The sequence below is a fragment of the Bifidobacterium minimum genome, assembly GCF_000741645.1.
Classification (GTDB): Bacteria; Actinomycetota; Actinomycetes; order Actinomycetales; family Bifidobacteriaceae; genus Bifidobacterium; species Bifidobacterium minimum.
Map to the genome: position 1 here is coordinate 92,156 of NZ_JGZD01000006.1, position 21,439 is coordinate 113,594.

Here is a 21,439-nt window from a genome sequence, read left to right on the forward strand (position 1 = left end):
GCCGCCGGAGCCCACCGCCGCAGCCTCGTCCCCGTGTCCCCACCATGGTCGTCATGCGTGCTTGGAGAGGGGCAATGAGTATGATGGCGTCCGAAACGGGGACCAATACTTAAGGAGAAGGTCAATGGCAGCCAACACCAAGCTCGTTATTGTGGAGTCTCCCACCAAGGCCAAGAAGATCGGGGGGTACCTTGGCGATGGGTACAAGGTGATGGCATCGGTCGGGCATATCCGGGATCTGGCTCAGCCCAGTCAGGTTCCCGCGGCCAAAAAGGCCAGCTTCGGAAAGTTCGGGGTGGACGTCGACGACGGGTTCGAGCCTTATTACGTGGTCGGTCCCGAGAAGCGCAAAACGGTCACCGAGCTCAAATCCGCGTTGAAGGACGCCGGCGAGCTGTTCCTCGCCACTGATGAGGATCGCGAGGGCGAGGCCATCGCCTGGCATCTTGTCCAGACCCTCAAGCCCAAGGTCCCGGTGCGGCGCATGGTTTTCCACGAGATCACGCCCGAGGCGATCCGGGCATCGTTGAACAACACGCGCGACGTGGACGATCATATGGTCGACGCGCAGGAGACACGTCGCGTCCTCGACCGTCTCTACGGCTATGAGCTTTCCCCGGTGCTCTGGCGCAAGGTCGGCCCGGGGCTGTCGGCCGGACGCGTCCAATCGGTCGCCACTCGTCTGATCGTCGAGCGGGAGCGGGAGCGGATGGCGTTCGTGCGCTCCCCCTACTGGGACGTCGTGGCTGATCTCGTGTCGGGGCCGCGCCGGGACGACGAGTCGCCGACGCCGTTTCGTGCGCGCATGGTGGCGTGGAAGGGCAAGCGTCTGGCGGTCGCCAAGGATTTTACGGACAATGGCGAGATGACTCCCGCCGCCGTCCGCGATGGAGCCGTGTGCCTGGATGAGGCCACGGCGTCGCGAATGGCGGGCGAACTGCTTTCGGCGGCCTTCAAAGTCGTGTCGATGGAGATGAAGCCCTACCGGCGCAGGCCTCTTCCCCCCTTCACCACGTCGACGCTGCAGCAGGCCGCGGGGAACAGGCTGTCGATGAGCTCGCGGCAGACTATGCGCGCCGCGCAGGGGCTGTACGAGAACGGTTTCATCACCTATATGCGAACCGATTCGGTCACGTTGTCCGGCGAGGCCATCACGGCGGCGCGCAAGGCCGTCCAACGGGATTTCGGCGAGGAGTTCCTCTCGGATTCACCCAAGCAGTACGCCACCACCGCGGCCGGGGCCCAGGAGGCCCATGAGTGCATCAGGCCCGCGGGGGCGAGCTTTCGCGAGCCGTCGGAGCTGGCGTCGCTGGTTGCGCCGGATCAGCTGCGGCTGTACACGCTGATCTGGCGTCGCACGTTGGCGTCGCAGATGGCCGACGCCACCGGCTCGACCGCCACCGTGCGCCTGTCCGCCACCGCGGGAGCGGATGGTGAGACGACGTTCCAGGCGTCGGGCACGGTTATCGAGTTTCCGGGATTTCTCAAGGTCATGGGGCAGGAAAGATCCTCGTCGGCGGCGCGCGAGGATGCGGAGGCCCTTCCGGTGATGTCCGAGGGAAGCGTTCTGACCGCCGCATCCGTCGAACCCGACGGCCATGAGACCCAGCCGCCGGCCCGATACACCGAGGCGTCGCTTGTCAAAACGCTGGAGGCCAAGGAGATCGGCCGTCCATCGACGTACGCGAGCATCATCTCGACCATCATCGATCGCGGGTATGTCTACGAGCGTGGCCGCGCGCTGATTCCCTCATGGCTGGCCTTCGCGGTGACGAAGCTTCTGGAGACGAAGTTCGCGACCTACGTCGACTATCGTTTCACTGCCGAGATGGAGAACGGCCTCGACAAAATCGCCCGTGGCGAGGAAACGGGCAAGGACTGGCTTACACGGTTCTATTTCGGCACGGGGGAGGACTCGGCACGGTCGGCGCAGCAGGCCCATGCGGGACTTCAGCAGCAGGTGGCTCAGCTGGGGGAGATCGATGCACGGGCGATCAACACCATCGACATCGGCGACGGACTTCATGTGCGTGTCGGGCGCTACGGCCCCTATCTCGAGGACGTGAACTCCCAGGATCCGGAGGGGAACCCCCGGAGGGCCTCCCTTCCCGACGATCTCGCCCCCGACGAGCTGACGGTGGAGAAGGGGCATGAGCTTATAGAGACGAATGCCACGGGTCCCCGCGTGCTGGGCGTCGATCCGTCCACCGGCGGATCGGTCGAGGTCCGTGTGGGACGTTTCGGGCCATACGTGGCGTTGGTTATGCCGGAGCCGCAGAGCGGGGACGCCGAGGCGGGGGAGAAGAAGCCCCACGGGAAGACGTCCCGGAAGGAGAACGCTCGGGAATCCGAGGCGGAGCATGCGACGACAAGGACCACGGCACCGCGACGTTCGTCCAGAACGTCCGCCAAGGCCTCGGCGAAGCCGCGCATGGCGTCGCTTTTCTCCAGTATGGATCCGGCGACCATCACGCTTGAGGATGCGCTGCGTCTGCTGAATCTGCCGCGCGAGGTCGGAACGTACGCCGTGGCCGATGAGAACGGCGGGGAATCGACGATGACGGTCACTGCCAGCAACGGCCGCTATGGCCCATATCTCACCAGAACCGACGCGCAGGGGAAAACCGAGACGCGGTCGTTGTCGTCCGAGGAGCAGATATTCACCGTGACCGTGGATGAGGCCAAGGAGCTTTTCGCCCAGCCGAAGTACGGGAGAAGGCGCGGCGCCGGCGCGGCCAAGCCCCCGCTCAGGGAACTCGGACCCGATCCGGAGAACGGCAGACCGGTGGTTATCAAGGACGGTTTCTACGGTGCCTACATCACCGACGGCGAGACGAACCGAACTCTGCCCAAGCAGTTCACGCCCGAATCGGTGGATCCGCAGGAGGCCTTCCGGCTCCTTGCCGAGAAGCGCGCCGCAGGACCGGCGAAAAGACGCGGGGGTGCGCGGAAGTCGACCACGGGGATGAGGAAATCGACATCCTCGAAAACCTCCGGAGCGAAGAGGGCGCGGTCCTCGGGTGCGAAGGCCACGACCGGTTCCGCCGCGAAGAAGAAAACCGCCGCGCGCAGAACGTCCGCGACGGCGAAGGGAACGGCGAGGTCGTCGTCACGCAAGGCGTCCGGCCAATGAGCGGGTTGTTCCTCTCCTTCGAGGGCATTGACGGAGTCGGGAAAAGCACGCAGGTCGAGATGCTTCGTGAGCATCTCACCCATCTGGGCCGTGACGTCGTCGTCACTCGTGAGCCCGGCGGCACGCCAGTGGGCCGTCAGCTGCGGTCGTTGCTGTTGGAGGGCAGTCCGGATGGCGCCGAGATAGGACCGCGTGCGGAGGCGCTGATGTTCGCGGCGGATCGGGCCCAGCATGTGCATCAGATCATCCGCCCGGCCCTGTCGCGCGGCTCGGTCGTGATATCGGACCGGTACATCGATTCGTCCCTGGCCTATCAGGCCGGAGGTCGGGAACTGACCGTCGGGGATGTGCGCACGCTGAGCATGTGGGCGACGGATGCCCTGCTGCCGGCGCGGACGTATCTGCTTGACCTTGATCCCGCCGGAGCGCTGGAGAGAATCGGCCGTGCACCCGACCGCATGGAATCCGCCGGCGCTCGGTTCCGTCAGCGCACCCGCGATGAGTTTCTCGATCTGGCGCGGGCCGACCCGGAGCGGTTCGTGGTGCTGGACGCCCGGAGGTCGGTCGAGGATCTGGCCTCCGAGATTCGTCGGGATGTCGACGGGCTGCTGGATGACGCCTCCAGGGTGGACGCATGAGCGTGTGGGATTCCATCGTCGGACAGGAGCGCGTAACGCGGATGCTGTCATCCGTGGCGTCGGGCGATCCGGCCGGGATCGCCCAGTCCTGGCTTATCTGCGGGCCTCCGGGATCGGGTCGTTCCAATATCGCCCGCGCCTTCGCCGCCGCGCTGGAGAGCCCCGACAAAGGGCTGTCGCCAGAGCCCACGCGCCAGACGCGTCAGGTTCTTGCGGGAACCCATCCCGATGTGACCGTGGTGGCGACGAACAAGGTCACCATAGGCATCGACGATGTTCGTGATCTGGTCGGTCTCAGTGAGCAGAATCCCTCCACCGCGCCGTGGAGGATCATCATCATCGAGGACGTCGACCGCATGCTGGAACGAACGACCAACGTGCTTCTCAAGGAGATCGAGGAGCCGGCGGAGCGGACGATCTGGCTGCTGTGCGCTCCCAGTGCGCAGGACGTCCTTCCCACGATCCGATCGCGCACCCGTCTGGTGAGTCTGGCCGTCCCCTCGTTGCCGGCGGTGGCCGATTTTCTGCGATCCCGCGGCGTGGACAAGGATCTGGCGGCGCGATGCGCCCGATTGTCGGAGGGCCATATCGGCGTCGCGCGTCTGTACGCCCGGGACGAGACGGCGCGGCATGATCGCGACGAGCTGGTCGTGGGGGTTCTGGGGCTTGCCCGCGCGTCCGACGCGATCGTTCTGGCGTCCCGTCTGGTCAAGGAGTCGTCGCAGCAGGCCGAGCATGAGGTCGCGCGGTTGATCGGCGAGGAGGAGGCCGAGTTCCGTCGGGTCAATGGCCTCGGCGACGGGGACCGCATTCCGACGTCGCTGCGCTCCGCCTTCAACGCCATCGGCAAGAAGGACGAGATCCGCCGACGGGTCACGCGGCTGAGCCGCGATGTGCTGGATCGTGCGCTGACGTCCATCGCCAGCGTCTATCGCGACGTCGCGGTTATCCAGAATTCCGCGCAGGATCACGCCGGTCTGGTGAACATGGAGAACAGCATGGCGATCGTGGAGCTGTCGGTGGCCTTGCGGCGCTCGCAGGCGATAGAGGCCATCGAGGAGGTCGACAGGGCGCGTGCGAGGCTGTCGGGGAACGGCAATCCGCTGCTGGTGTTCGAGGCGCTTTTCTGCTCTCTGGCAATGCTTCGTCGATGACCGTCGCTTCGTCGATGACGCTTCGTCGACGACAGTCCGAGGCGGTGGCTGTCCGAGACCGTGACCGTCCGATGCATGCGGGCGTTTCGTCTCCGACGACTCGTACGACCCGCGTTTCGTCGCCGATGGCGACCCGCTATCCGGCGGCGCGCCTTACGCCTTATGGTTTATCCCCTAACTGGCCTGAACTAGCTGGGAGATGAAGGTCATCGGCACCTCCTGATGGATCGGGCCCGGGGTTCTCTCTGCTGGCGGATCCGCTGATGTCGGCGTCAGAAGGGATGCGGCGGCCCTCGCCATGTCTTCGAAATTCGGGCGGAGCACGATGATTCGCGGATCGATCTGCGTGGCTGCGGGATGGTCGTCGATCGCGACGACCATCGTGGAGTGGTCGTGCAGGGCGTCCAGCGCCAGACGCGCACCTGACGCCACCAGCGCGTCGATGCAGATCAGGGAGTCCGGCCTGTCGGCGGACGTCCCCATAAGCCGCGACGTGACGTCATACCCCCGTGCGGTCGTTCGCGGCCCCAGCAGCATCCACTGCGGTCCCGTCGTCTGCCTGACGGCGCTGGCCGCGGATTCGAACGCGATGAGGTATGAGGCGTCGCGCATGGAGTCCTCGTGCGCCTCGTTCGGGGCGGCCCCCAGAAAGGCCGTCTTCCGTAGGCCATGTGCTGCCAGATGGGTGATGGCGAGATCCATGGTGGAGGTGTGGTCGATGCAGACCGAGGACAGCGTCGTCGATGGGGACCAGGGGCTGACCACGATGCTCCGGACCGCCGCATGTCGGCTGGTGGATGCCCAGGATGGGGGAAGCGGATGCGAGCGGGGGAGAAGGATCCGCCCGTCCACCTCCCCCGTATGGGTGGGATCCTCGCGATGGTCCACTGCCTCGGGCCCCTCGGCGGATCCTCCGTATGACTCGTCGAGAATCGTGGCCAGAACGCGTTTGCCATGGTCCGCGGCCGTGGTGATGGCGTGCGAGAGGAACGCCGAACAGAAGCCATCGGTGGGATCGGCCATGGTGACCTCCCACAGATCGGTGGAGTCCCTGCGAAGCGTGCTGGCCGCGTAGTTGGCATGGTAGTCCAGATCGTGGGCGGCGCGGCGCACCCGCCGGGCGATGTCGTCGTCTTTGGCCCGACGTCCCGAGAGAACACGGGAGACGGTGGCCGTGGACACTTCCGCGCGCACGGCCACGTCGATGATGGTGCTGATCCGAGGGGACGGCGACATGGCTGGCGGCGTCACTCGCCTTTGGTGAGGGTGGCGATCAGCGAGTCGGCGACGGTTTCGGCGTCGTCGCCGTTGACGATGATCTCGATGGTGTCGCCCGCCTTGACTCCGAGTCCCATGACGGACAGGATGCTGGATGCGTTGACTCCGGGCGTGCCGGGCTTCTTGGAGATCGTCACGGTGCATCCCGAGGCGGTGACCGCCTGCGAGAATTCGGCGGCAGGGCGCGCGTGGATGCCGACGGGATCGTTGATGACGGTCGTTCGGGTTGCGGTGGACATTGGAGACTCTCCTTCGGGTCGTGTGGCGTGTCCATATGGGTGCGGATGGCGGCCGGATACGGAATGCCACGATGATGCTGACGTGCTCCAGCATACCATCGCGCAACCCGTCGTAGAAAACGTTTACCCTTGCTGTGATAACGCTTTCCGTGTACACTCGAAGTGTCGTAATCGAGGGTTTCCCTCAACGAGGATGGAACCCGTAGTCCAGGGGGCCGCCCATCGTGGCGGTCGGATCGGCAAGGAGGACGTCATGGTTATCACAGGTGTGGGCATTGGGCGTGGGATCGCCGTCGGACCGGTCATCCGCATGGCACCGGCTCTGGCGGAGCCGGCCGATGAGGCCCGTCCGGCCTCCGTCGAGGCCGCCGCCGAAATCGCGCGCGTGAAGACGTCGCTGGACGCCGTCAGGAAGGATCTCGACGATCGTGCGGCGGCTGCGGCGAAGGGCGACGAGGGCGCACGCAAGGCGGCTCCGATACTTCAGGCGCTGGCCCAGATGGCCGTGGATCCCGCGCTTGTCGAGTCGATATCGTCGCTCATCGCATCGGGAAAAACGGCGGCGCGCGCGACTTTTGAGGGATTCGCGGGTTTCGAGAACACGCTGTCGGCCTTGGGGGGATATATGGCCGAACGCGCCGGTGACCTGCACGACGTGGGTCAGCGGGTTATCGCCGACCTTCTCGGGGTGCCGGCTCCCGGCGTGCCTTCGAGCGACAAGCCCTTCATCCTTGTGGCCCAGGATCTGTCGCCGGCCGATACCGCGGCGTTGGATCTGGGCAAGGTGCATGGGATCATCACCATCCAGGGGGGACCCACCAGCCACACCGCCATCCTCGCCAGGGCGCGCGGCATCGTCGCCGTCGTCTCCGCGCAGGAGGCCGAGTCGCTGTCGACCGGGGATATGGTCGTCGTCGACGCGGCGCACGGCAGCATCACGGTCGACCCGTCACCCGATGAGATCCGCGAGGCTCAGGCGGCGAAGGCTCAGGCGGCGAAGGCCAAGGAGCTCAGAGGACAGCCCGGCTGCCTGAAGGACGGGACGACCATTCCCCTTCTCGCCAACGTCGGCAAGCCCGAGGACGCCGATGCGGCTTTGGAGTACGGAGCAGAGGGTGTCGGGCTCTTCCGTACGGAGTTCCTGTTCATCGGCAATGAGGAGCCTCCCACCGTCGACGAGCAGACGGAGGCCTACACGCGTCTTCTGTCGCGTTTCCCGGGCCGCAAGGTCGTCATCCGGATGCTGGATGCGGGGGCGGACAAACCGCTGCCCTTCCTGACGCCCGAAGACGAGCCGAATCCGGCTTTGGGACTGCGTGGCCTTCGCACGCTTCGCACGCATATGCAGGTTCTTGAGGATCAGTTGGAGGCGCTGGCCAGGGCCGATTCCCGGACGCAGGCCGACCTGTGGGTGATGGCGCCGATGGTCGCCGACGAGCATGAGGCCGATTATTTCGTCAGGCTCGGCAAGTCCAAGGGTCTTCGCCGCGTCGGGGCCATGGCGGAGGTTCCGTCGATCGCGCTGATGGCCGACAAGGTGGCCAGGGTCGCCGATTTCGTGTCCATCGGGACCAACGACCTCACGCAGTACACCATGGCCGCGGACCGCACTCTGGGATCGGTGTCCAATTATCAGACCGCGTGGCATCCGGCAGTGCTGCGCGCCATCAAGCTCATAGCCGACGCGGGCAACGCGAACGGCATGCCGGTGGGCGTGTGCGGCGAGGCCGCGGCGGATCCGGACCTCGCGGTGGTTCTCGCGGGACTCGGCGTGAACTCGCTGTCGATGACCCCCGTGGCTCTGGATGACGTGCGAGCCGAGCTTCGCAGCCACACGCTTCAGGAGGCGCGCGACATCGCCGCCCGTGCGCTGGATGGGGAGTTCTACCACCCCGCGTGGTGACCCCGCGTGGTGACGACGCGTGGTGACGGCACGTGATGATGATGGCGAGGCGATAGAGGCGAGGTGATGGCGGCATGACCGGCGCATGCCGCCCCGCCCGTTATGCCTTGGGCATCAAACCCGTGGAATACTGGAGGCATGAGAGTCTCAGCGGATTTCACCATCATCCCCGATGCCTATGCCAAGCGCGCCCCCGAGGAAAGTCGTGTGGACGGGGTGCCCGTCGTCTCCTTCCCCTTCTACGTGGACGATCTCGCGCCGACGACCCATTATCTACATTGGCGGTTCGTCGATCCCGATTCCATTCCCGTCTGCGGATTCGAATGGATCCATTGGTGTGTGGCGAACGTGCCGGTGGATGCGTTGATGTTCGACTTCAACGATTCCCATGCGCTGTCCATCCCGGCTGATTTCTCCCGCACCCTCACCGCGATGATTCCCGAGGCGAGCCAGGGCCGTACCTCGCGCGGCGGTTCCCTGATCGGCGGCGGCAATCCGGCGGTGACCATGCGATACAACGGTCCTCAGCCCCCCGATCGCGACCATGAGTACCTTCTTGACGTGTGGGGGACCGCGGAGCCGCTGCCGGGTCTTTCGCAGGGATTCTGGCTCAACGGGCTGTATCACGCGCTGCATGATCACCGTGGCCCGGTGGATCAGGGAGGGTTGGCGCTGGTGGGTGAGCGATAGACCGTCCGGGCGATCGGTTGACCGTCCAAGTCATGAGAAAGAGGATGCGAGGGCGTTTTCGCAGCGACGCCGCTTCCACTGCGGCGTCCCTCCACGGCGGCGTCCCTTCCTCCACAATGACGTGTCCCGGTGGTGTCTCACACAGCACAACGGGAATGATGATAACCAGCAGAAGGCGGCGTCTTGAGGCGCCCGTCAGGATCCGTCACGACGATAGGTCGCGGCGGGAAAGGAAACGTGACACCATATGGCATGCACAACGATTCTCGTCGGCAGGGACGCGAGCTACGACGGGTCGACCATCATCGCCCGGAACGAGGATTCGGCGAACGGCGAGTTCAATCCCAAGCGCTTCGTCGTCGTCCAGCCGCAGGATCAGCCGCGCGTCTACCACAGCGTCCTGGCGCATCTGAGCATCGAGCTCCCTGATGATCCGATGCGGTACACGTCGGTGCCGAACGCCGATCTCAAGGATGGCGTGTGGGGGGAGGCCGGGGTCAACTCCGCGCAGGTGGCGATGAGCGCCACCGAAACGCTGACCACCAACGAACGGGTGCTGGGGGCCGATCCGCTGGTGGAGTTCCGCCCCGCGCGCGGCGTCGAGGGCGAGGAGGGATACCGGCCCGAGGTCGCCGGTGGCATCGGCGAGGAGGACTTCCTCACCATAGTTCTGCCGTATATCCATTCGGCCCGCGAGGGAGTCGAGCGTCTGGGCGCTCTGCTGGAGCGTTACGGCACCTACGAGATGAACGGCGTGGCCTTCAGCGACGTCGACGAGATCTGGTGGTTGGAGACCGTGGGCGGACATCATTGGATCGCCCGTCGCGTGCCGGACGACTCCTACGTGACCATGCCCAACCAGCTAGGCATCGACGAGTTCGATCTTGAGGATGCCTTCGGGAAGCGAGAATCCCATATGTGCTCATCCGATCTGGTCGGGTTCATCGAAAGCAACCATCTGGACCTGGCGGTCGAGTCCTCGTCTCCATTCAATCCGCGTGACGCCTTCGGCTCCCATTCGGATTCCGATCATGTCTACAACACGCCGCGGGCGTGGTACATGCAGCGGTTCCTCAACCCCTACGACGAGATGTGGGACGGGCCGGAGGCGGATCATCGTCCGGACAGCGACGACATCGCCTGGGCGCGACAGCCTGAGCGCAGGATCACCATCGAGGACGTGAAGTACGTGCTCAGCTCGCACTATCAGGGGACCCCGTTCGATCCGTACGGCGTTCAGGGCGACGAATCGACGCGCCATATGCTGCGCCCCATCGGCATCAACAGACAGAGCCAGCTCGCCGTGATGCAGATCCGCCCCTACCGTCCGGAATCCAGCAGGACCATCCAGTGGATGGCCTACGGCTCGAATCCCTTCAATGCGCTCGTCCCGTTCTACGCCAACGTCGATTCCACCCCCTCCTATCTCGCTGACACCACGACGCGCGTGACCACGGAGAACCTCTATTGGGAGAACCGCATCATCGCGGCCCTGTGTGACGCACGGTTCGCCGAGACGGCGAATTCCGTCGAACGGTATCAGGAGCGCATGGGCGGGCTGGGTCATCGGCTCGTCGCCGACACCGATGCAGAATTGGACGCGTCGGAGTCGGCTTCCGCCGATGACGCGAGGGTGAGGGATCTGCTCACCCGGGCGAATCAGCGCATGGCCGACGAGCTGCGCGAGCAGACCGACGCGCTGCTTGACGAGGTGCTGTATACGACGAGCATGCGCATGCGCAACGGCTTCAACCGCTCCGACCACTGAGCGCACGGATTCCGTGCGAGTCGGGGCGTTTGCGGAGGTCCTCGTCCCACTGGTGAGAGGATCGATCGGCGTGACGTGGCCGGTCACTAGGATGAACGGTGTTCCGGCCACGCCGATGGACGATGGCCGGGCGGCGGCAGACACATCTAGGCAGGGAGACCATGACTCTTATCGATCGTTTCACCGCTGACTACGGCGCGGTCAAGAAAATCGACGCATTCGCGTTCCTCAAGTATCTGGCGGACAATCCCGATGCTTCCCGCAAGCATGGCAAGGTCGTTCTCGTCACCGCCGACACGCCGTTGAAGGCGTCGCGCGGAGAAGGCAAGACCACCACGACCATCGCGCTCATCGACGCGCTGCGGTCGCGGGGCGTCGACGCGGCGGCCGTTCTGCGGCAGCCCAGCATGGGCATCACCGCGGCGGGGTCCAAGGGCGGAGCATCCGGGGGCGGAAAGGCCTCCCTGACCCATCCTGAGCTCGTCGACTGGGGTCTGTGCGGCGAGATGGGAGCCATCGCGGCGGCCCAGAACCTTCTGGTCTCGTTCGCCGAGAAGGCGGTGGACGAGGGGCGGCTCGACGACATCCTTGTCCCCCGCGTGTCCGAGGTCCCGTCGCGGTCGCTGCGACAGATCACTGTGGACCGCGGCAAGGGGAACGTCCCCGAACGCGTCGTTCTGACGCCCACCTGCGAGTTGATGCAGATCGTCGTTCTGTCGCGCTCGATGGACGAGATATCCTCGCGGGTCGCCGCCATGATCGCGGGGACCAAGGACGGCAGGCCCGTCGTCTTCGGCGACTTCATCGATCTATGGCGTATCACCACCATCCTGTCCGATGCCGTCAAGCCCGCGCAGACAAGCACTCTGGGCGGCTCCCCGGTATATGTTCACGGCGGTCCCTTCGCCAACGTCTCGATCGGCATCCCGACGCTGGTGTCGGTCGAGATGGCCTGCGCTCTGCATGACGTGGTCGTGGTGGAGGCCGGCTATGGAACGGATGCCGGTGCACAGAAATGGCTGGACATCGCCTGCCGCGAGTACGGGGCCCAGTGGCCGTCGGCTGCTGTCGTGGTGACCCGGGCGACAACGTGGCGTGACGATCCGACGCTGAGCTGGCGTTATCCGTTCCATGTGCGTCGGCTTGAGGGGCTGGGCGTTCCCACGTTCCCCCTAGTGAACCTGTGGAGCGGCGAGGACGACCAGATCGATTCCCTGAGGGATGCCGCGCGTGCCCTGGGATTCCGCGAGCCGGTGATCGGCAATCTCTTCCGCGATGGAGGCGATGCGCTGGCCCCCCAGCTCGACGGCTTCATGGAGGCGCTGGAGGCCTCCACCGCGGGCGACGTCCATGCGGACAGCCACAAGGGCATGCCGCTGGTCGAGGACGTCACATGGGTGGCGGGCAGCGCGTACGGGGTTCCCCCGGAGCGCGTCAGGCCGCGCGAGGGATTCGAGGAGTCATTGAGGGCGGCCGCCCGTCTGGTCGAGGGGGTCGGACGCGACATCGACGATCTGGCTCTGGTGGCCGTCAAATCCCCCGCCACGATGACCGATGACGATTCCGCCCCCGAGGATTCGCGCACGGTGACCCTGAAGAAGGTGGAGGTGCATGCGGGGGCGGGTCTGGTCCAGGTCAATCTCACGACGTCGCTGACCACCCCGATGCCGAAGATCGTCTGATACACGGCTTCTGGAGTCTGATGCACGGCTCCCGGCGGCATGGCTTTTCCGCTGGGGTCTCAGTCCCGCCGGGGGCTCCCGCTGGAGTCTCCCGGTGGGGTCTTCCGTCGGAAGAGAGAACGGGCGGAGGGAAAAGCGGGATCCGTCAGAAATTGGATCCGTTCCATCCCCAATCCGTCGTCGCCGTGTATCGGATATAGGTGCGGTTACCGGGGATTCCCAGCTCCTTCTCCAACGCCGCCATGATGTCGTGGGTCAGGCGCTCCCATGCGCTTGACGGAACGTGGGATCCGAAGACGTTGACCTCGACATAGGCGGCGGGTTTGTCGTCGCTTCCGCCGAAGTAGATGGGCATGTTGTCCTCGAATGGGCACATCAGCCAGCCCTCGGACTTTCCGGGGACGGCGGCTATCGCCGTGCCATAGGCCGTTTTGAGGGCCTCGCGCTGCGCGGGAGTGGTGCTGACGGAGACATGTGTGTGGATGACGGGCATAAGGACTCCTTCTGTCGTGTCGGTCGCCCTCAGGATGTCCCTGCGGGCCTCCATGCTCGTGACGTCGTCCCGCCTGTGCTGCCGTACCGCTCGCTGGCGGCCGCTGGGGCCGCGGGGAGGGGAACGCGAAACGGATCGGCGGGATGGCGACGGGCATTTTTCATCGTAGTGCGTTCGCGCCGCGCCGGGATCCACGTTTCAGCCGCGGCCGCATCAGGGGCTTTCGGCGTCCTGTCAGGTGAGTCGTGTTCAATGTCTTCACGTGAAGACACTGATAACGCAGCTGATCAAGTTCGGACTCGTCGGGGTCGTGGCGCTGGTCATCGATATGGGAATCCTCAACCTTCTGGTCGGTCTGTTCCATATGCACAATGTGCTTGCCGGCTCCATATCCTTTCTCATCTCGTTGGCGTTCAACTATGTGGCGAGCATGAGATATGTGTTCACCCACAGATCGGATATGGCGCGCTGGATGGAGATGGCGATTTTCTTCATTTCCGCGGCCGTCGGACTGTTCATCAACGACGCGATCATCTGGATGAGCACATTCGGCATGAACCATGACGCGATGATCACGCAGCACTCGCAGTATTGGATCCGCACGAATATCGGCAAGCTCGTCGCCGCCGTGGTGGTCGCCGTGTGGAATTTCGTGATCCGCAAATGGCTTCTTGACGACAAAAGGACCGATGCGGTCAACAGGCTGCGACCGCGTTCCCGGCGCCTCACCCAACCGGAGCTGGATGAGCGGTGGGAGAGGAGCTTCGCCCACCGCCTCGGCGAGTGGTCCTTGGACCATACGCCTCGTGGTTGGCCTCGCTGACGCCCGCGGAAGACGCGGGCATCAGCGAATGCGGGAAACCGTCCAGCCAGTGGGTGAACGCGGTGGATGGACGAACGAACACCGTGGCGAACGAAAGACTGAGCGTCGTGTCGTCGTGTCGTGTCGTGTCGTGCCGTGCGTGTCGTGCCGTGCGTGGCATGGCGACGGATCCTGACCGTCAGATCAGTCTTTGACCGTCAGATCAGTCTTTGATCGTGTCAGACCTTGACCTCGGTGAGCACCGGCGCCTCCGTGCCGTTCCTGATCTGCCGCAGCCCCGTGAACGCTATGGCCAGCGAGGCCAGCGCGAGTATGGTGACCGTCAGGAACCCTCCGTGCGATCCCATCCTGTCGATGAACACCCCCGCGACGGCCGATCCCGCAGACCCTCCAATCGCGTTCATGGCGCCCATCCACGCCATTCCCTCGGTGAAGCGGCTGGGCGGAACCAGATGGAGCATCAGCTGGTTCCCGTTGATCCACGTCGGTGCCTGGCCCACGCCGATGATCAGATAGATGATCATAATGACCCATAGGTGGCGGGCGAACATGAACGATCCGACGCCGATGTTCACCATGGCAAGGCATATGTAAAAGCGCTTCCACAGTGGCGTCACCCAGTTGCGGGCCCCGTAGACGATGGCTCCCATCAGCGAGCTGAACGAGAAGCAGGCGAAGACGAAACCGGTGTACTGCTTCATGTTCTGCTCGGTGGCGAAGGCGATGATGGAGATGCTGGCTGCTGATTGGAAGGCGCCCAGACCGAACCAGGTCGCGCACACGGCGATGAGGCCCGGCCCCCAGATGGAGGTGCGGGGTGCGGACGCGGAGCCGTCACGCGAATCGATGGCAGACGGCAAGGTGCCGGCGTCGCGTTGGATCGCCGCCGCCCGCCGCGCCTCGTGCTCGCGGTATTCCGCGCGCGTCAGCCCGGCTCGGCGGGCGAGCTGGGTCTGCGAGGGCGGTTCCGTCGATAGCTCGGTGAGGAACATCAGGGATCCGGTGAGGACGCAGAGTCCCGTGACGGAGAAGGCCAGCGTTCCCGAGATCACGGCGAGCGTCGATGACAGAGGATTGCCGATGATCCACATGCATTCATCGAGCACGCCGGACAGCGACAGGGCGCGGTCGGTGCGGATGCGGTCCCCCGCGAGGAGATGCGTCCACCGGCCGCGGCTCATCGCGCCCCATGGGGGGATGGCCGCCAGAAACGGCGTGATGCAGAACAGGATCCACTCCGGTGCCCGCGCGCTGATGCACGCGGACAGCGAGAACGCCGCGATCATCCAGATGATGATGGTCGGAATGGACACCTGCCGCTGGCCGAATCTATCCACGAGCCGTCCCAGAAGCGGCCCAACCACCGCCAACGACACCGCCTGGATGGCCGTGAGGGCTCCCGCGAGGGTGTAGTTGCCGTAGTAGTGCTGCACGGAGATCGTGATCGTCATGCCCACCATCGGGAAGGGCATGCAGGCGATAACCGCGCCGACCGCGAAGCGCGCGGTGTGCGGAATGCGGAGGAGCTCGGCGTATCCTCCGAATACGCGGGATCCAAGCTGTCTGATGGTGCGTGTTGCTGCGTGCGCCATGGTAGCGTCCTTTCCTTCCCCTTCCCCTCTCCTTTTGTTTTTCTCGCGGCGTCGTGCACGGGTTCGTGGTGGGTTCGGCGGGTGTTGCGGTGGTGCCCGAAGGTGTGTTGCGGGCGGTGGCCGCCCGCGCGGTGTCGCTCGTCGCGGACTGGAATTCGGATGCGCCGGATTCGGGAATCACGGGCCTCATGGGTGGAGGCGAGGTCACTCTATACAGGCCTCGACCACGACACGCGGTAGATTGGTGGAGGATTCGCACCCAACGGAAAGGCGAACGCATGACGGCAACCACCATCCACTTCGTGCGGCATGGGGAGGTTCACAATCCCGATCACGTTCTCTATGAGCGTCTCCCGGGGTTCCATCTGTCGGACAGGGGCGTGCGCATGGCGCGTGCCACGGCCCGCTACCTCGCGTCCAATCCTCAGACGTCGGATATCCGCGCGGTGTATTCGTCGCCGTTGGAACGGACCCGGCAGACGGCGGACGAGATTCTGAGGGCGGTGAACGCACGCCGGTCGTCGGCGGGACAGGAGCCCTTGTCGATGCGTCTCGACGAACGCGTCATCGAGGCGGGGAACGAGTTCCGAGGCATGCGTATCGGGCATGGTCAGGGCGCGTTGTGGCGCCCGCGCAATCTTCGTCTGGTTCGCAATCTGTGGACGCCCACCTGGGGCGAGAGCTATCGCCACATCGCCTCGCGCATGGCCGATTTCTCGCGGGACGTCATCAGACGTCATCCCGATGAGCAGGTCGTGGTCGTCAGCCACGAATCGCCCATCTGGTCCTTCCGGCATTATCTCGAGACCGGACACCCGGAGCACAATATGCTTTTGAGGCATGCGGCGCTGGCCTCGGTGACCTCCATCACCATCGACGATGAGACGGGCGGGGTGATGTCGATCACTTATGTGGATCCCGCAGCCCACATTCGCTGAGACGTCCGGCTGCATCCATCGCGTCGCATCGCGGCCGATGCGGCGGTTCCTGATGCGACGGATCGTGACGTGACGGCGTGACGTGGCGGATCGCGGGGTGACGACGTGTTGGCGTGTGACGGCGGCGGCCCGTGGGAGCCTAGAGTGGTGTATGGAGGCTTCCGGCGGGGAGCCGCGTGACCGTATGGGGCGAAGGAGCTGATATGGCGTGGATGATCGACGATGCGCGGATCGCGTCGGCGGCGATGATGCCGGCGGTGCGTGAGGCGGCGGAACGGGGTGCGCGTCTTGTGGGGATGTGGCCGTTGACCGACCCGAAGATGCTGTCCAATGACGCTCGGTATGGCGAGACTTTGCAGGTGCGCGTCACGAGGGTGATGGCGGCCATCATGTCGGGTTCCGATGTGGCCATGGCGGACGCCGAGTTCATCTACGAGGGCGCCGACTCCATCCCGGGCAGGCCCGACGTCCTCGTCCGGGCGCTTATGTCAGCCAACGACGCGTACGATGCGATGTCCACGTATTCGCAGAACGGCGACATCGCCGTGGTGATGCGCGGGGCCGCCGCTTGCGGCGCCGAGTGGGACGATGACGCCGTCATGGCGATGTCCCGCGCCTTCGACGCGATTGAGACCATCGCGCATGATCCTGGACTCGCGCAGCCGCGGCAGGCCGCGGATGCCGAGTCCATATCACAGCGTCTGGGACTGGTCGCGGTGGCCTTCGACGGGCTTCTGGGAGTGCTGGACCATTCCGCCACGAGCGATGGCGGTCCGGCGTTCTCCGTGCGGGGGGTGGCGCCTCTGCTTCCCTATGTGAATGAGCTGTGCGAGAGGGTGGCGATCGGCCGCGTCTTCGTCGACGTCAAGGATGTGGAGTCCATGGTCGCCGCGCGGGCTTCCGCGGATTCGGAGGGTGGAGACGACGCGGTCGTGCGGTTGTTCGCGGATTGCGCCGGGCGTGAATGGGACCGTCATCGTGGCGATATCCTCTGGGATCCGGACGAGGCGGAGCGGAAGGCGAAGGAGGACGACGAGAGGCGCCGCCGCGAGGAGCTGAACGACCGGTTCTCGTCGTCGCAGGGGTCTCAGTCGGCGGCCGAGTCGTAGTTCATGTCGGAGCTTTCGTCGGACGGCCCGAGAACCAGTCGTTCGGCGATCGACACCGCGGCGAGAAGAAGCCCGGTCAATGCGATGATGACGATCGTGGCGGAGAATATCGGCGGCGTGCGGAACGAGTTGAACGCCGCCTGAAGCCAGATGCCCAGACCGTTCACGGCTCCGAGGTATTCCGCGGTGACCGCCGTCCCGTACACATAGGCGGCGGAGATGCGGATCCCCCCGAAGATCTGTCGTCCGGCGACGACCAGCGTGACGTGCCACAACGTCCAGGGGCGTGTCGCTCCGCAGGTGAGGGCCACGTCCTCATAGAAATGCGGAACCGCGAGAAGGCCCCGGCATGTCTGCACGGCGATGGGGAACAGGCCCAGTACCGCCACGAGAACTATCTTTCCGGTCGCCTCGAAACCGAACCAGATCATGAACAGTGGCGCGATGGCGATGAGGGGGATGGTCTGCGCGGCCACAAGCGCGGGATACATCATGTGGTACAGCGTGGATGACAGATAGAGCCCCACTCCCATCATCACCCCCGCGATGATGGCGATGAGGAATCCGGTGACCGCCTCGAACGCCGTGACCCGCGTGGCGGACATCAGCTGCGGCCAGGTGTCGATCATGGACCGCACGATCTGCGTTGGCGACGAGATCACGCGTGATGAGACGTGGAGGACGTCGACGAGGATCTGCCAGACGACGATGACCGCGATGGCGCCGATGACCGCGGGCAGTGCGGCCGCCGTCGCCCTGCGGGCGGTGGTTCGACGCCGTGGATGCGGCCGGGGGCGTGCCGTGCCTGTCGTGCGGGTCATGCGTTCACGAGTCATGCGTTCGTTGCGGAGAGGTACTTGCCGGTGGAGAGCTCCGACGCCTGTGGCGCGGTTTTGGCGGTTTTCCCGTCGGCGTTCGTGTACGTCCCGGCCGCGAACTGGAAGTCCAGATAGGCCTGGGCCTGCTTGAGGTCGGTCGTTCCGGGAACCGCCGTGGGATCCGTCGTGGTCCAGTAATGGCCCGAGGATATCTCCTCCATGGACCGTCGCGCGAGTTTGGAGTCAAGCTGGGCGGTGGGCGTCTGGTCGACGAGGATGTCGGCGGCCTTGTCGGGATTCTTCAGCGCGTAGTCGTATCCACGCTGCGCGGCGTGGATGAACTTGCGCAGCGCCGCGGCATGCGAGGCATCTTTGGCCCATGAGGCCTTGACCGCGTAGCCCAGCTGGTCGGGGTTGCCGGGGACGCCCCAGTCGGATGCGACGAAGCAGTGCAGTTTGGGCCCGTTGAGTTCGCTTTGGACGTTCTCCCAGGTCACGTAGAAGCCGCCGAAATCACCCTTCCCGCTGGTGAGCGTCTCGAAGGTGTTGGTCCCCGTGGTCGCGGTCGAGAAGGTGCCGGTGCCTCCGGCGTATTTGATCATCTGCTTTACGACGGCGCTCTGCTCGGCCGATCCGAAGCTGACGAAGGTCTTCCCCGAGAGATCCTTGGGCGTCTTGATGTCGGTTCGTGAGGCGAGCGCGCACCACCGAGCCACGGGTTTCTGCGTCAGATCGAAGACGAACTTCAGATCGGCGCCCTGGGCGTTGAACGCGGCGACGTTGCTCAGCGTGGTGAACCCCACGTTCGCGACGCCGTTCTCGACGCTCGTCTCGGCCCCCGCCTGCGCTGTCGGGAGGATGGTGACGTTGATGCCGGCGTCCTTGAAATACCCCAGTTTCTGGGCGACGTACAGACCCACGTGGTTGGTGTTGGGCGTCCAATCGAGCATGAACGTCACGGTGGGAGTGCCGTCCGATGAGTTCGAGGCGGCCGATCCACAGGCGGCGGTGGCCGCCAGCAGCGCGATGGCCGACGTCGTGGCCGCGGCCATGCGGAACAGCCGGGTCGTACGGGTTGCGAATGCGCGGACGGAGCTATTGCCGAGCATACGGAATCACCTTGCCTTCCACGCCTGATGGCGTGACCACTGCCCGATGCCGGCGTTCGGGAAGGTGAGGAGCCCGCGCGTCGCACCGAACCGGACCCCATGGTCCGGGGTCGAACGGAATCGTGAGATGGGCACGGTTGCTGCCACCAACCGCGCGAACGGATATCAGTATATACGGATACGGGCATGATGGGATGGCGCGCGGATTCCCACGTCCGACTTGCGGGGCACAATGGGGCGCATGACTGATATCGCCAATGACAGCCCCCTGATGGCGGGGGATCATTCCGCATCCACCGGCGCCGGTCGAGCCGCCGACGGCGACCATCCGGGACGGCCCGCCCTTCCCGAGCATGTGCGCGTGCGCTTCTGCCCTTCGCCGACCGGCACCCCCCATGTGGGCATGGTGCGCACGGCTCTGTTCAACTGGGCCGAGGCCCGCCACACGCATGGCGTCTTCGTGTTCCGCATCGAGGACACCGACGCGCAGAGGGATTCCGAGGAGAGCTACAACCAGATCCTCGAGGCGTTGCGGTGGCTGCATCTCGATTGGGACGAGGGTATCGAGGTCGGAGGCCCCAACGGACCCTACCGGCAGTCCGAGCGCACGGAGATATATCGGGATGTGGCGCGCAGACTTCTTGAGGCCGGATACGCCTATGAGTCCTATTCCACTCCCGATGAGATCGAGGCGCGCAACGTCGCCGCGGGACGCCCCAAGGCCTTTGGATATGACGGATTCGACCGGAATCTCACGCAGGAGCAGAAGGACGCCTTCCGCGCCCAGGGACGCCGGCCCGCGCTGAGGATCCGCATGCCCGAGGAGGACGTCGCGTTCGACGATCTCATCCGCGGCCATATCGATTTCAAGGCGGGCAGCGTTCCCGACTATGTGATCGTGAGGCCCAACGGCGATGCCCTCTACACCCTGACGAATCCCGTCGACGACGCGATGATGGGCATCAACGTGGTGCTGAGGGGCGAGGACCTGCTGAGCTCCACGCCGCGCCAGATCGTCCTGTACCGGTATCTGATGGAGCTCGGCATCGCCAGGGAGATGCCGCTGTTCGGCCATATGCCCTATGTCATGGGGGCGGGCAAGAAGAAGCTGTCGAAGCGCGATCCCGAGTCCAATCTTTTCCTCCATCGCGAGAACGGCTTCATCCCGGAGGGGCTGCTCAACTATCTGGCGCTTCTGGGATGGTCCATCGGCCCGGATCGCGACGTGTTCTCCATGCGCGAGATGGTCGAGAGCTTCGACGTTCGCGACGTGAAGGCCAATCCCGCGCATTTCGACATCGACAAGGCCGTCTCCATCAACGCCGAGCATGTCCGGATGCTCGAGCCGCAGGACTTCCTGAACCGTTCGGTCCCCTATCTCCGTCGTGACGGCGTCGTGTCCGCTGATTCCTGGGACGCCCTGACCGATCGCGAGCGCGCGGTGCTCACGGCCGCAGCCCCCCTGGTCCAGCCCCGCGTGCGCCTTCTGGGCGAGGTCTCCGCCATGGTCGCGAGCCTGCTGAGCCGGGATGGCTACATCGAGCCCGATGATGACGCGCGCAAGCAGCTGAAGGGGTCGTCCGAGGATGTCCTCGACCGTGCCGTTGCGGCGTTGGAAGGCGTCGACGAGGGCGCGTGGACGGCGGAGAATCTGCATGAGACGCTTAATGCGGCGCTTCTGGAAGGGATGGGATACAAGCCGCGGCAGGCCTTCGGCCCGGTGCGCGTGGCCCTGTCGGGACGTCGCGTATCTCCGCCGTTGTTCGAATCGATGGAGATCGTCGGCAAAGACGTCACCGTCGCCCGTCTGCGTGGCCTGCGCGAGCATCTGTGACGGTGCGCGTCCGCGTGCCGTATGAGGGGAATCACGGTTGCGGAGCGTCGGCCGTCGCTCCATGACGGATCGTGATGCCGTCGCCGCGTGATCGTGCGCGACGGCGGTCGGCCCGGGCGTTCCCCCGCGTGAACTCCGGGGATGAGCTTCTCGGATGAACTCCGAAGAACTGGCCCCGGAGGACAGGCTGGGGGAGGGATCGTCCGGTTCTGCCAACGACACGCCGATTTGCGCCGTG

The 21,439-nt window shown here is 65.1% G+C and carries 17 protein-coding genes; 11 read left to right on the plus strand and 6 right to left on the minus strand.

The genetic code is table 11. The features are described 5' to 3' along the window. Positions 1 to 124 precede the first annotated feature (124 nt). The 3 genes from topA to BMIN_RS01745 are packed head-to-tail and all read left to right on the plus strand — an operon-like array spanning position 125 to position 4,925. Positions 125 to 3,133 carry a type I DNA topoisomerase gene (topA, locus tag BMIN_RS01735; protein ID WP_022861227.1) on the plus strand — a complete coding sequence of 1,003 codons (3,009 nt, stop codon included), beginning with the start codon at positions 125 to 127 and terminating at the stop codon, positions 3,131 to 3,133. After that, a complete protein-coding gene (gene tmk / locus BMIN_RS01740; RefSeq protein WP_022861228.1) occupies positions 3,130 to 3,771 on the plus strand; it encodes a dTMP kinase in 642 nt (213 codons plus the stop codon). Before topA ends, tmk begins: the two co-directional genes overlap by 4 nt. After that, positions 3,768 to 4,925 carry a DNA polymerase III subunit delta' gene (locus BMIN_RS01745; RefSeq protein ID WP_022861229.1) on the plus strand — a complete coding sequence of 386 codons (1,158 nt, stop codon included), beginning with the start codon at positions 3,768 to 3,770 and terminating at the stop codon, positions 4,923 to 4,925. Before tmk ends, BMIN_RS01745 begins: the two co-directional genes overlap by 4 nt. A 174-nt stretch (positions 4,926 to 5,099) precedes the next feature. Here the strand turns inward: BMIN_RS01745 and BMIN_RS01750 are convergent, their stop codons facing one another. Continuing rightward, on the minus strand, positions 5,100 to 6,176 hold the full coding sequence (locus BMIN_RS01750; protein ID WP_152595227.1) for a LacI family DNA-binding transcriptional regulator: 1,077 nt from the start codon (positions 6,174 to 6,176) through the stop codon (positions 5,100 to 5,102). Beyond that, a complete protein-coding gene (locus BMIN_RS01755) occupies positions 6,173 to 6,442 on the minus strand; it encodes an HPr family phosphocarrier protein (RefSeq protein WP_022861231.1) in 270 nt (89 codons plus the stop codon). The genes BMIN_RS01750 and BMIN_RS01755 overlap by 4 nt, the downstream gene beginning before the upstream one ends. 253 nt (positions 6,443 to 6,695) lie before the next feature. On the opposite strand from BMIN_RS01755, the gene ptsP reads away from it, so the two are divergent. The 4 genes from ptsP (at position 6,696) to BMIN_RS01775 (ending at position 12,485) form a co-directional block, all read left to right on the plus strand. Then, entirely contained in the window at positions 6,696 to 8,345 is a 1,650-nt protein-coding gene (gene ptsP, locus BMIN_RS01760; protein WP_026647478.1) for a phosphoenolpyruvate--protein phosphotransferase, read from the plus strand. 138 nt (positions 8,346 to 8,483) lie between these two features. Beyond that, entirely contained in the window at positions 8,484 to 9,035 is a 552-nt protein-coding gene (locus BMIN_RS01765) for a YbhB/YbcL family Raf kinase inhibitor-like protein (protein WP_022861233.1), read from the plus strand. Positions 9,036 to 9,282: 247 nt separating this feature from the next. Further along, positions 9,283 to 10,803, plus strand: a complete 1,521-nt coding sequence (locus BMIN_RS01770; protein WP_022861234.1) for a C69 family dipeptidase — start codon at positions 9,283 to 9,285, stop codon at positions 10,801 to 10,803. Between the two features lie 161 nt (positions 10,804 to 10,964). Beyond that, positions 10,965 to 12,485, plus strand: coding sequence for a formate--tetrahydrofolate ligase (locus BMIN_RS01775; RefSeq protein WP_026647479.1), 1,521 nt, complete (start codon positions 10,965 to 10,967; stop codon positions 12,483 to 12,485). Between the two features lie 145 nt (positions 12,486 to 12,630). Here the strand turns inward: BMIN_RS01775 and BMIN_RS01780 are convergent, their stop codons facing one another. Beyond that, complete coding sequence (locus tag BMIN_RS01780; protein ID WP_022861236.1) at positions 12,631 to 12,978, minus strand: phenylpyruvate tautomerase MIF-related protein; 348 nt, start codon at positions 12,976 to 12,978, stop codon at positions 12,631 to 12,633. A 262-nt stretch (positions 12,979 to 13,240) separates the two neighbouring features. Here BMIN_RS01780 and BMIN_RS01785 point away from each other — a divergent pair, with 262 nt between their 5' ends. Further along, the gene (locus BMIN_RS01785; RefSeq protein WP_022861237.1) at positions 13,241 to 13,801 is read left to right on the plus strand and encodes a GtrA family protein; all 561 of its coding nucleotides are present in this window, start codon (positions 13,241 to 13,243) and stop codon (positions 13,799 to 13,801) included. A 218-nt stretch (positions 13,802 to 14,019) separates the two neighbouring features. Here the strand turns inward: BMIN_RS01785 and BMIN_RS01795 are convergent, their stop codons facing one another. Then, positions 14,020 to 15,393 (minus strand): MFS transporter, encoded by a 1,374-nt coding sequence (locus BMIN_RS01795; protein ID WP_022861239.1) that lies wholly within the window; start codon positions 15,391 to 15,393, stop codon positions 14,020 to 14,022. A gap of 278 nt (positions 15,394 to 15,671) precedes the next feature. Between BMIN_RS01795 and BMIN_RS01800 the strand changes: the two genes are divergently transcribed. Together BMIN_RS01800 and BMIN_RS01805 are read left to right on the plus strand one after the other, a co-directional pair. Then, the gene (locus BMIN_RS01800) at positions 15,672 to 16,331 is read left to right on the plus strand and encodes a histidine phosphatase family protein (protein WP_022861240.1); all 660 of its coding nucleotides are present in this window, start codon (positions 15,672 to 15,674) and stop codon (positions 16,329 to 16,331) included. Positions 16,332 to 16,534: 203 nt separating this feature from the next. After that, positions 16,535 to 17,440, plus strand: coding sequence for a hypothetical protein (locus tag BMIN_RS01805; protein WP_022861241.1), 906 nt, complete (start codon positions 16,535 to 16,537; stop codon positions 17,438 to 17,440). On the opposite strand, the gene BMIN_RS01810 is transcribed toward BMIN_RS01805, so the two are convergent. Continuing rightward, positions 17,419 to 18,276, minus strand: coding sequence for an ABC transporter permease (locus BMIN_RS01810; protein ID WP_022861242.1), 858 nt, complete (start codon positions 18,274 to 18,276; stop codon positions 17,419 to 17,421). The two genes, BMIN_RS01805 and BMIN_RS01810, sit on opposite strands and share 22 nt — an antisense overlap. Next, a complete protein-coding gene (locus BMIN_RS01815; RefSeq protein WP_033395537.1) occupies positions 18,273 to 19,310 on the minus strand; it encodes an ABC transporter substrate-binding protein in 1,038 nt (345 codons plus the stop codon). Before BMIN_RS01815 ends, BMIN_RS01810 begins: the two co-directional genes overlap by 4 nt. A gap of 298 nt (positions 19,311 to 19,608) precedes the next feature. Here BMIN_RS01815 and gltX point away from each other — a divergent pair, with 298 nt between their 5' ends. Further along, positions 19,609 to 21,201 (plus strand): glutamate--tRNA ligase, encoded by a 1,593-nt coding sequence (gltX, locus tag BMIN_RS01820; protein ID WP_022861244.1) that lies wholly within the window; start codon positions 19,609 to 19,611, stop codon positions 21,199 to 21,201. The last annotated feature ends 238 nt before the right edge of the window (positions 21,202 to 21,439 follow it).

Excerpts from the sequence above, each read along its gene's own strand:
- BMIN_RS01805 (WP_022861241.1), top strand. The coding sequence starts at position 16,535 with ATGGCGTGGATGATCGACGATGCGCGGATCGCGTCGGCGGCGATGATG.
- BMIN_RS01745 (WP_022861229.1), top strand. The coding sequence starts at position 3,768 with ATGAGCGTGTGGGATTCCATCGTCGGACAGGAGCGCGTAACGCGGATG.
- BMIN_RS01800 (WP_022861240.1), top strand. The coding sequence starts at position 15,672 with ATGACGGCAACCACCATCCACTTCGTGCGGCATGGGGAGGTTCACAAT.
- BMIN_RS01775 (WP_026647479.1), top strand. The coding sequence starts at position 10,965 with ATGACTCTTATCGATCGTTTCACCGCTGACTACGGCGCGGTCAAGAAA.
- ptsP (WP_026647478.1), top strand. The coding sequence starts at position 6,696 with ATGGTTATCACAGGTGTGGGCATTGGGCGTGGGATCGCCGTCGGACCG.
- BMIN_RS01795 (WP_022861239.1), bottom strand. The coding sequence starts at position 15,393 with ATGGCGCACGCAGCAACACGCACCATCAGACAGCTTGGATCCCGCGTA.
- BMIN_RS01780 (WP_022861236.1), bottom strand. The coding sequence starts at position 12,978 with ATGCCCGTCATCCACACACATGTCTCCGTCAGCACCACTCCCGCGCAG.
- topA (WP_022861227.1), top strand. The coding sequence starts at position 125 with ATGGCAGCCAACACCAAGCTCGTTATTGTGGAGTCTCCCACCAAGGCC.
- gltX (WP_022861244.1), top strand. The coding sequence starts at position 19,609 with ATGACTGATATCGCCAATGACAGCCCCCTGATGGCGGGGGATCATTCC.
- BMIN_RS01765 (WP_022861233.1), top strand. The coding sequence starts at position 8,484 with ATGAGAGTCTCAGCGGATTTCACCATCATCCCCGATGCCTATGCCAAG.
- tmk (WP_022861228.1), top strand. The coding sequence starts at position 3,130 with ATGAGCGGGTTGTTCCTCTCCTTCGAGGGCATTGACGGAGTCGGGAAA.
- BMIN_RS01810 (WP_022861242.1), bottom strand. The coding sequence starts at position 18,276 with ATGACTCGTGAACGCATGACCCGCACGACAGGCACGGCACGCCCCCGG.
- BMIN_RS01755 (WP_022861231.1), bottom strand. The coding sequence starts at position 6,442 with ATGTCCACCGCAACCCGAACGACCGTCATCAACGATCCCGTCGGCATC.
- BMIN_RS01815 (WP_033395537.1), bottom strand. The coding sequence starts at position 19,310 with ATGGCCGCGGCCACGACGTCGGCCATCGCGCTGCTGGCGGCCACCGCC.
- BMIN_RS01770 (WP_022861234.1), top strand. The coding sequence starts at position 9,283 with ATGGCATGCACAACGATTCTCGTCGGCAGGGACGCGAGCTACGACGGG.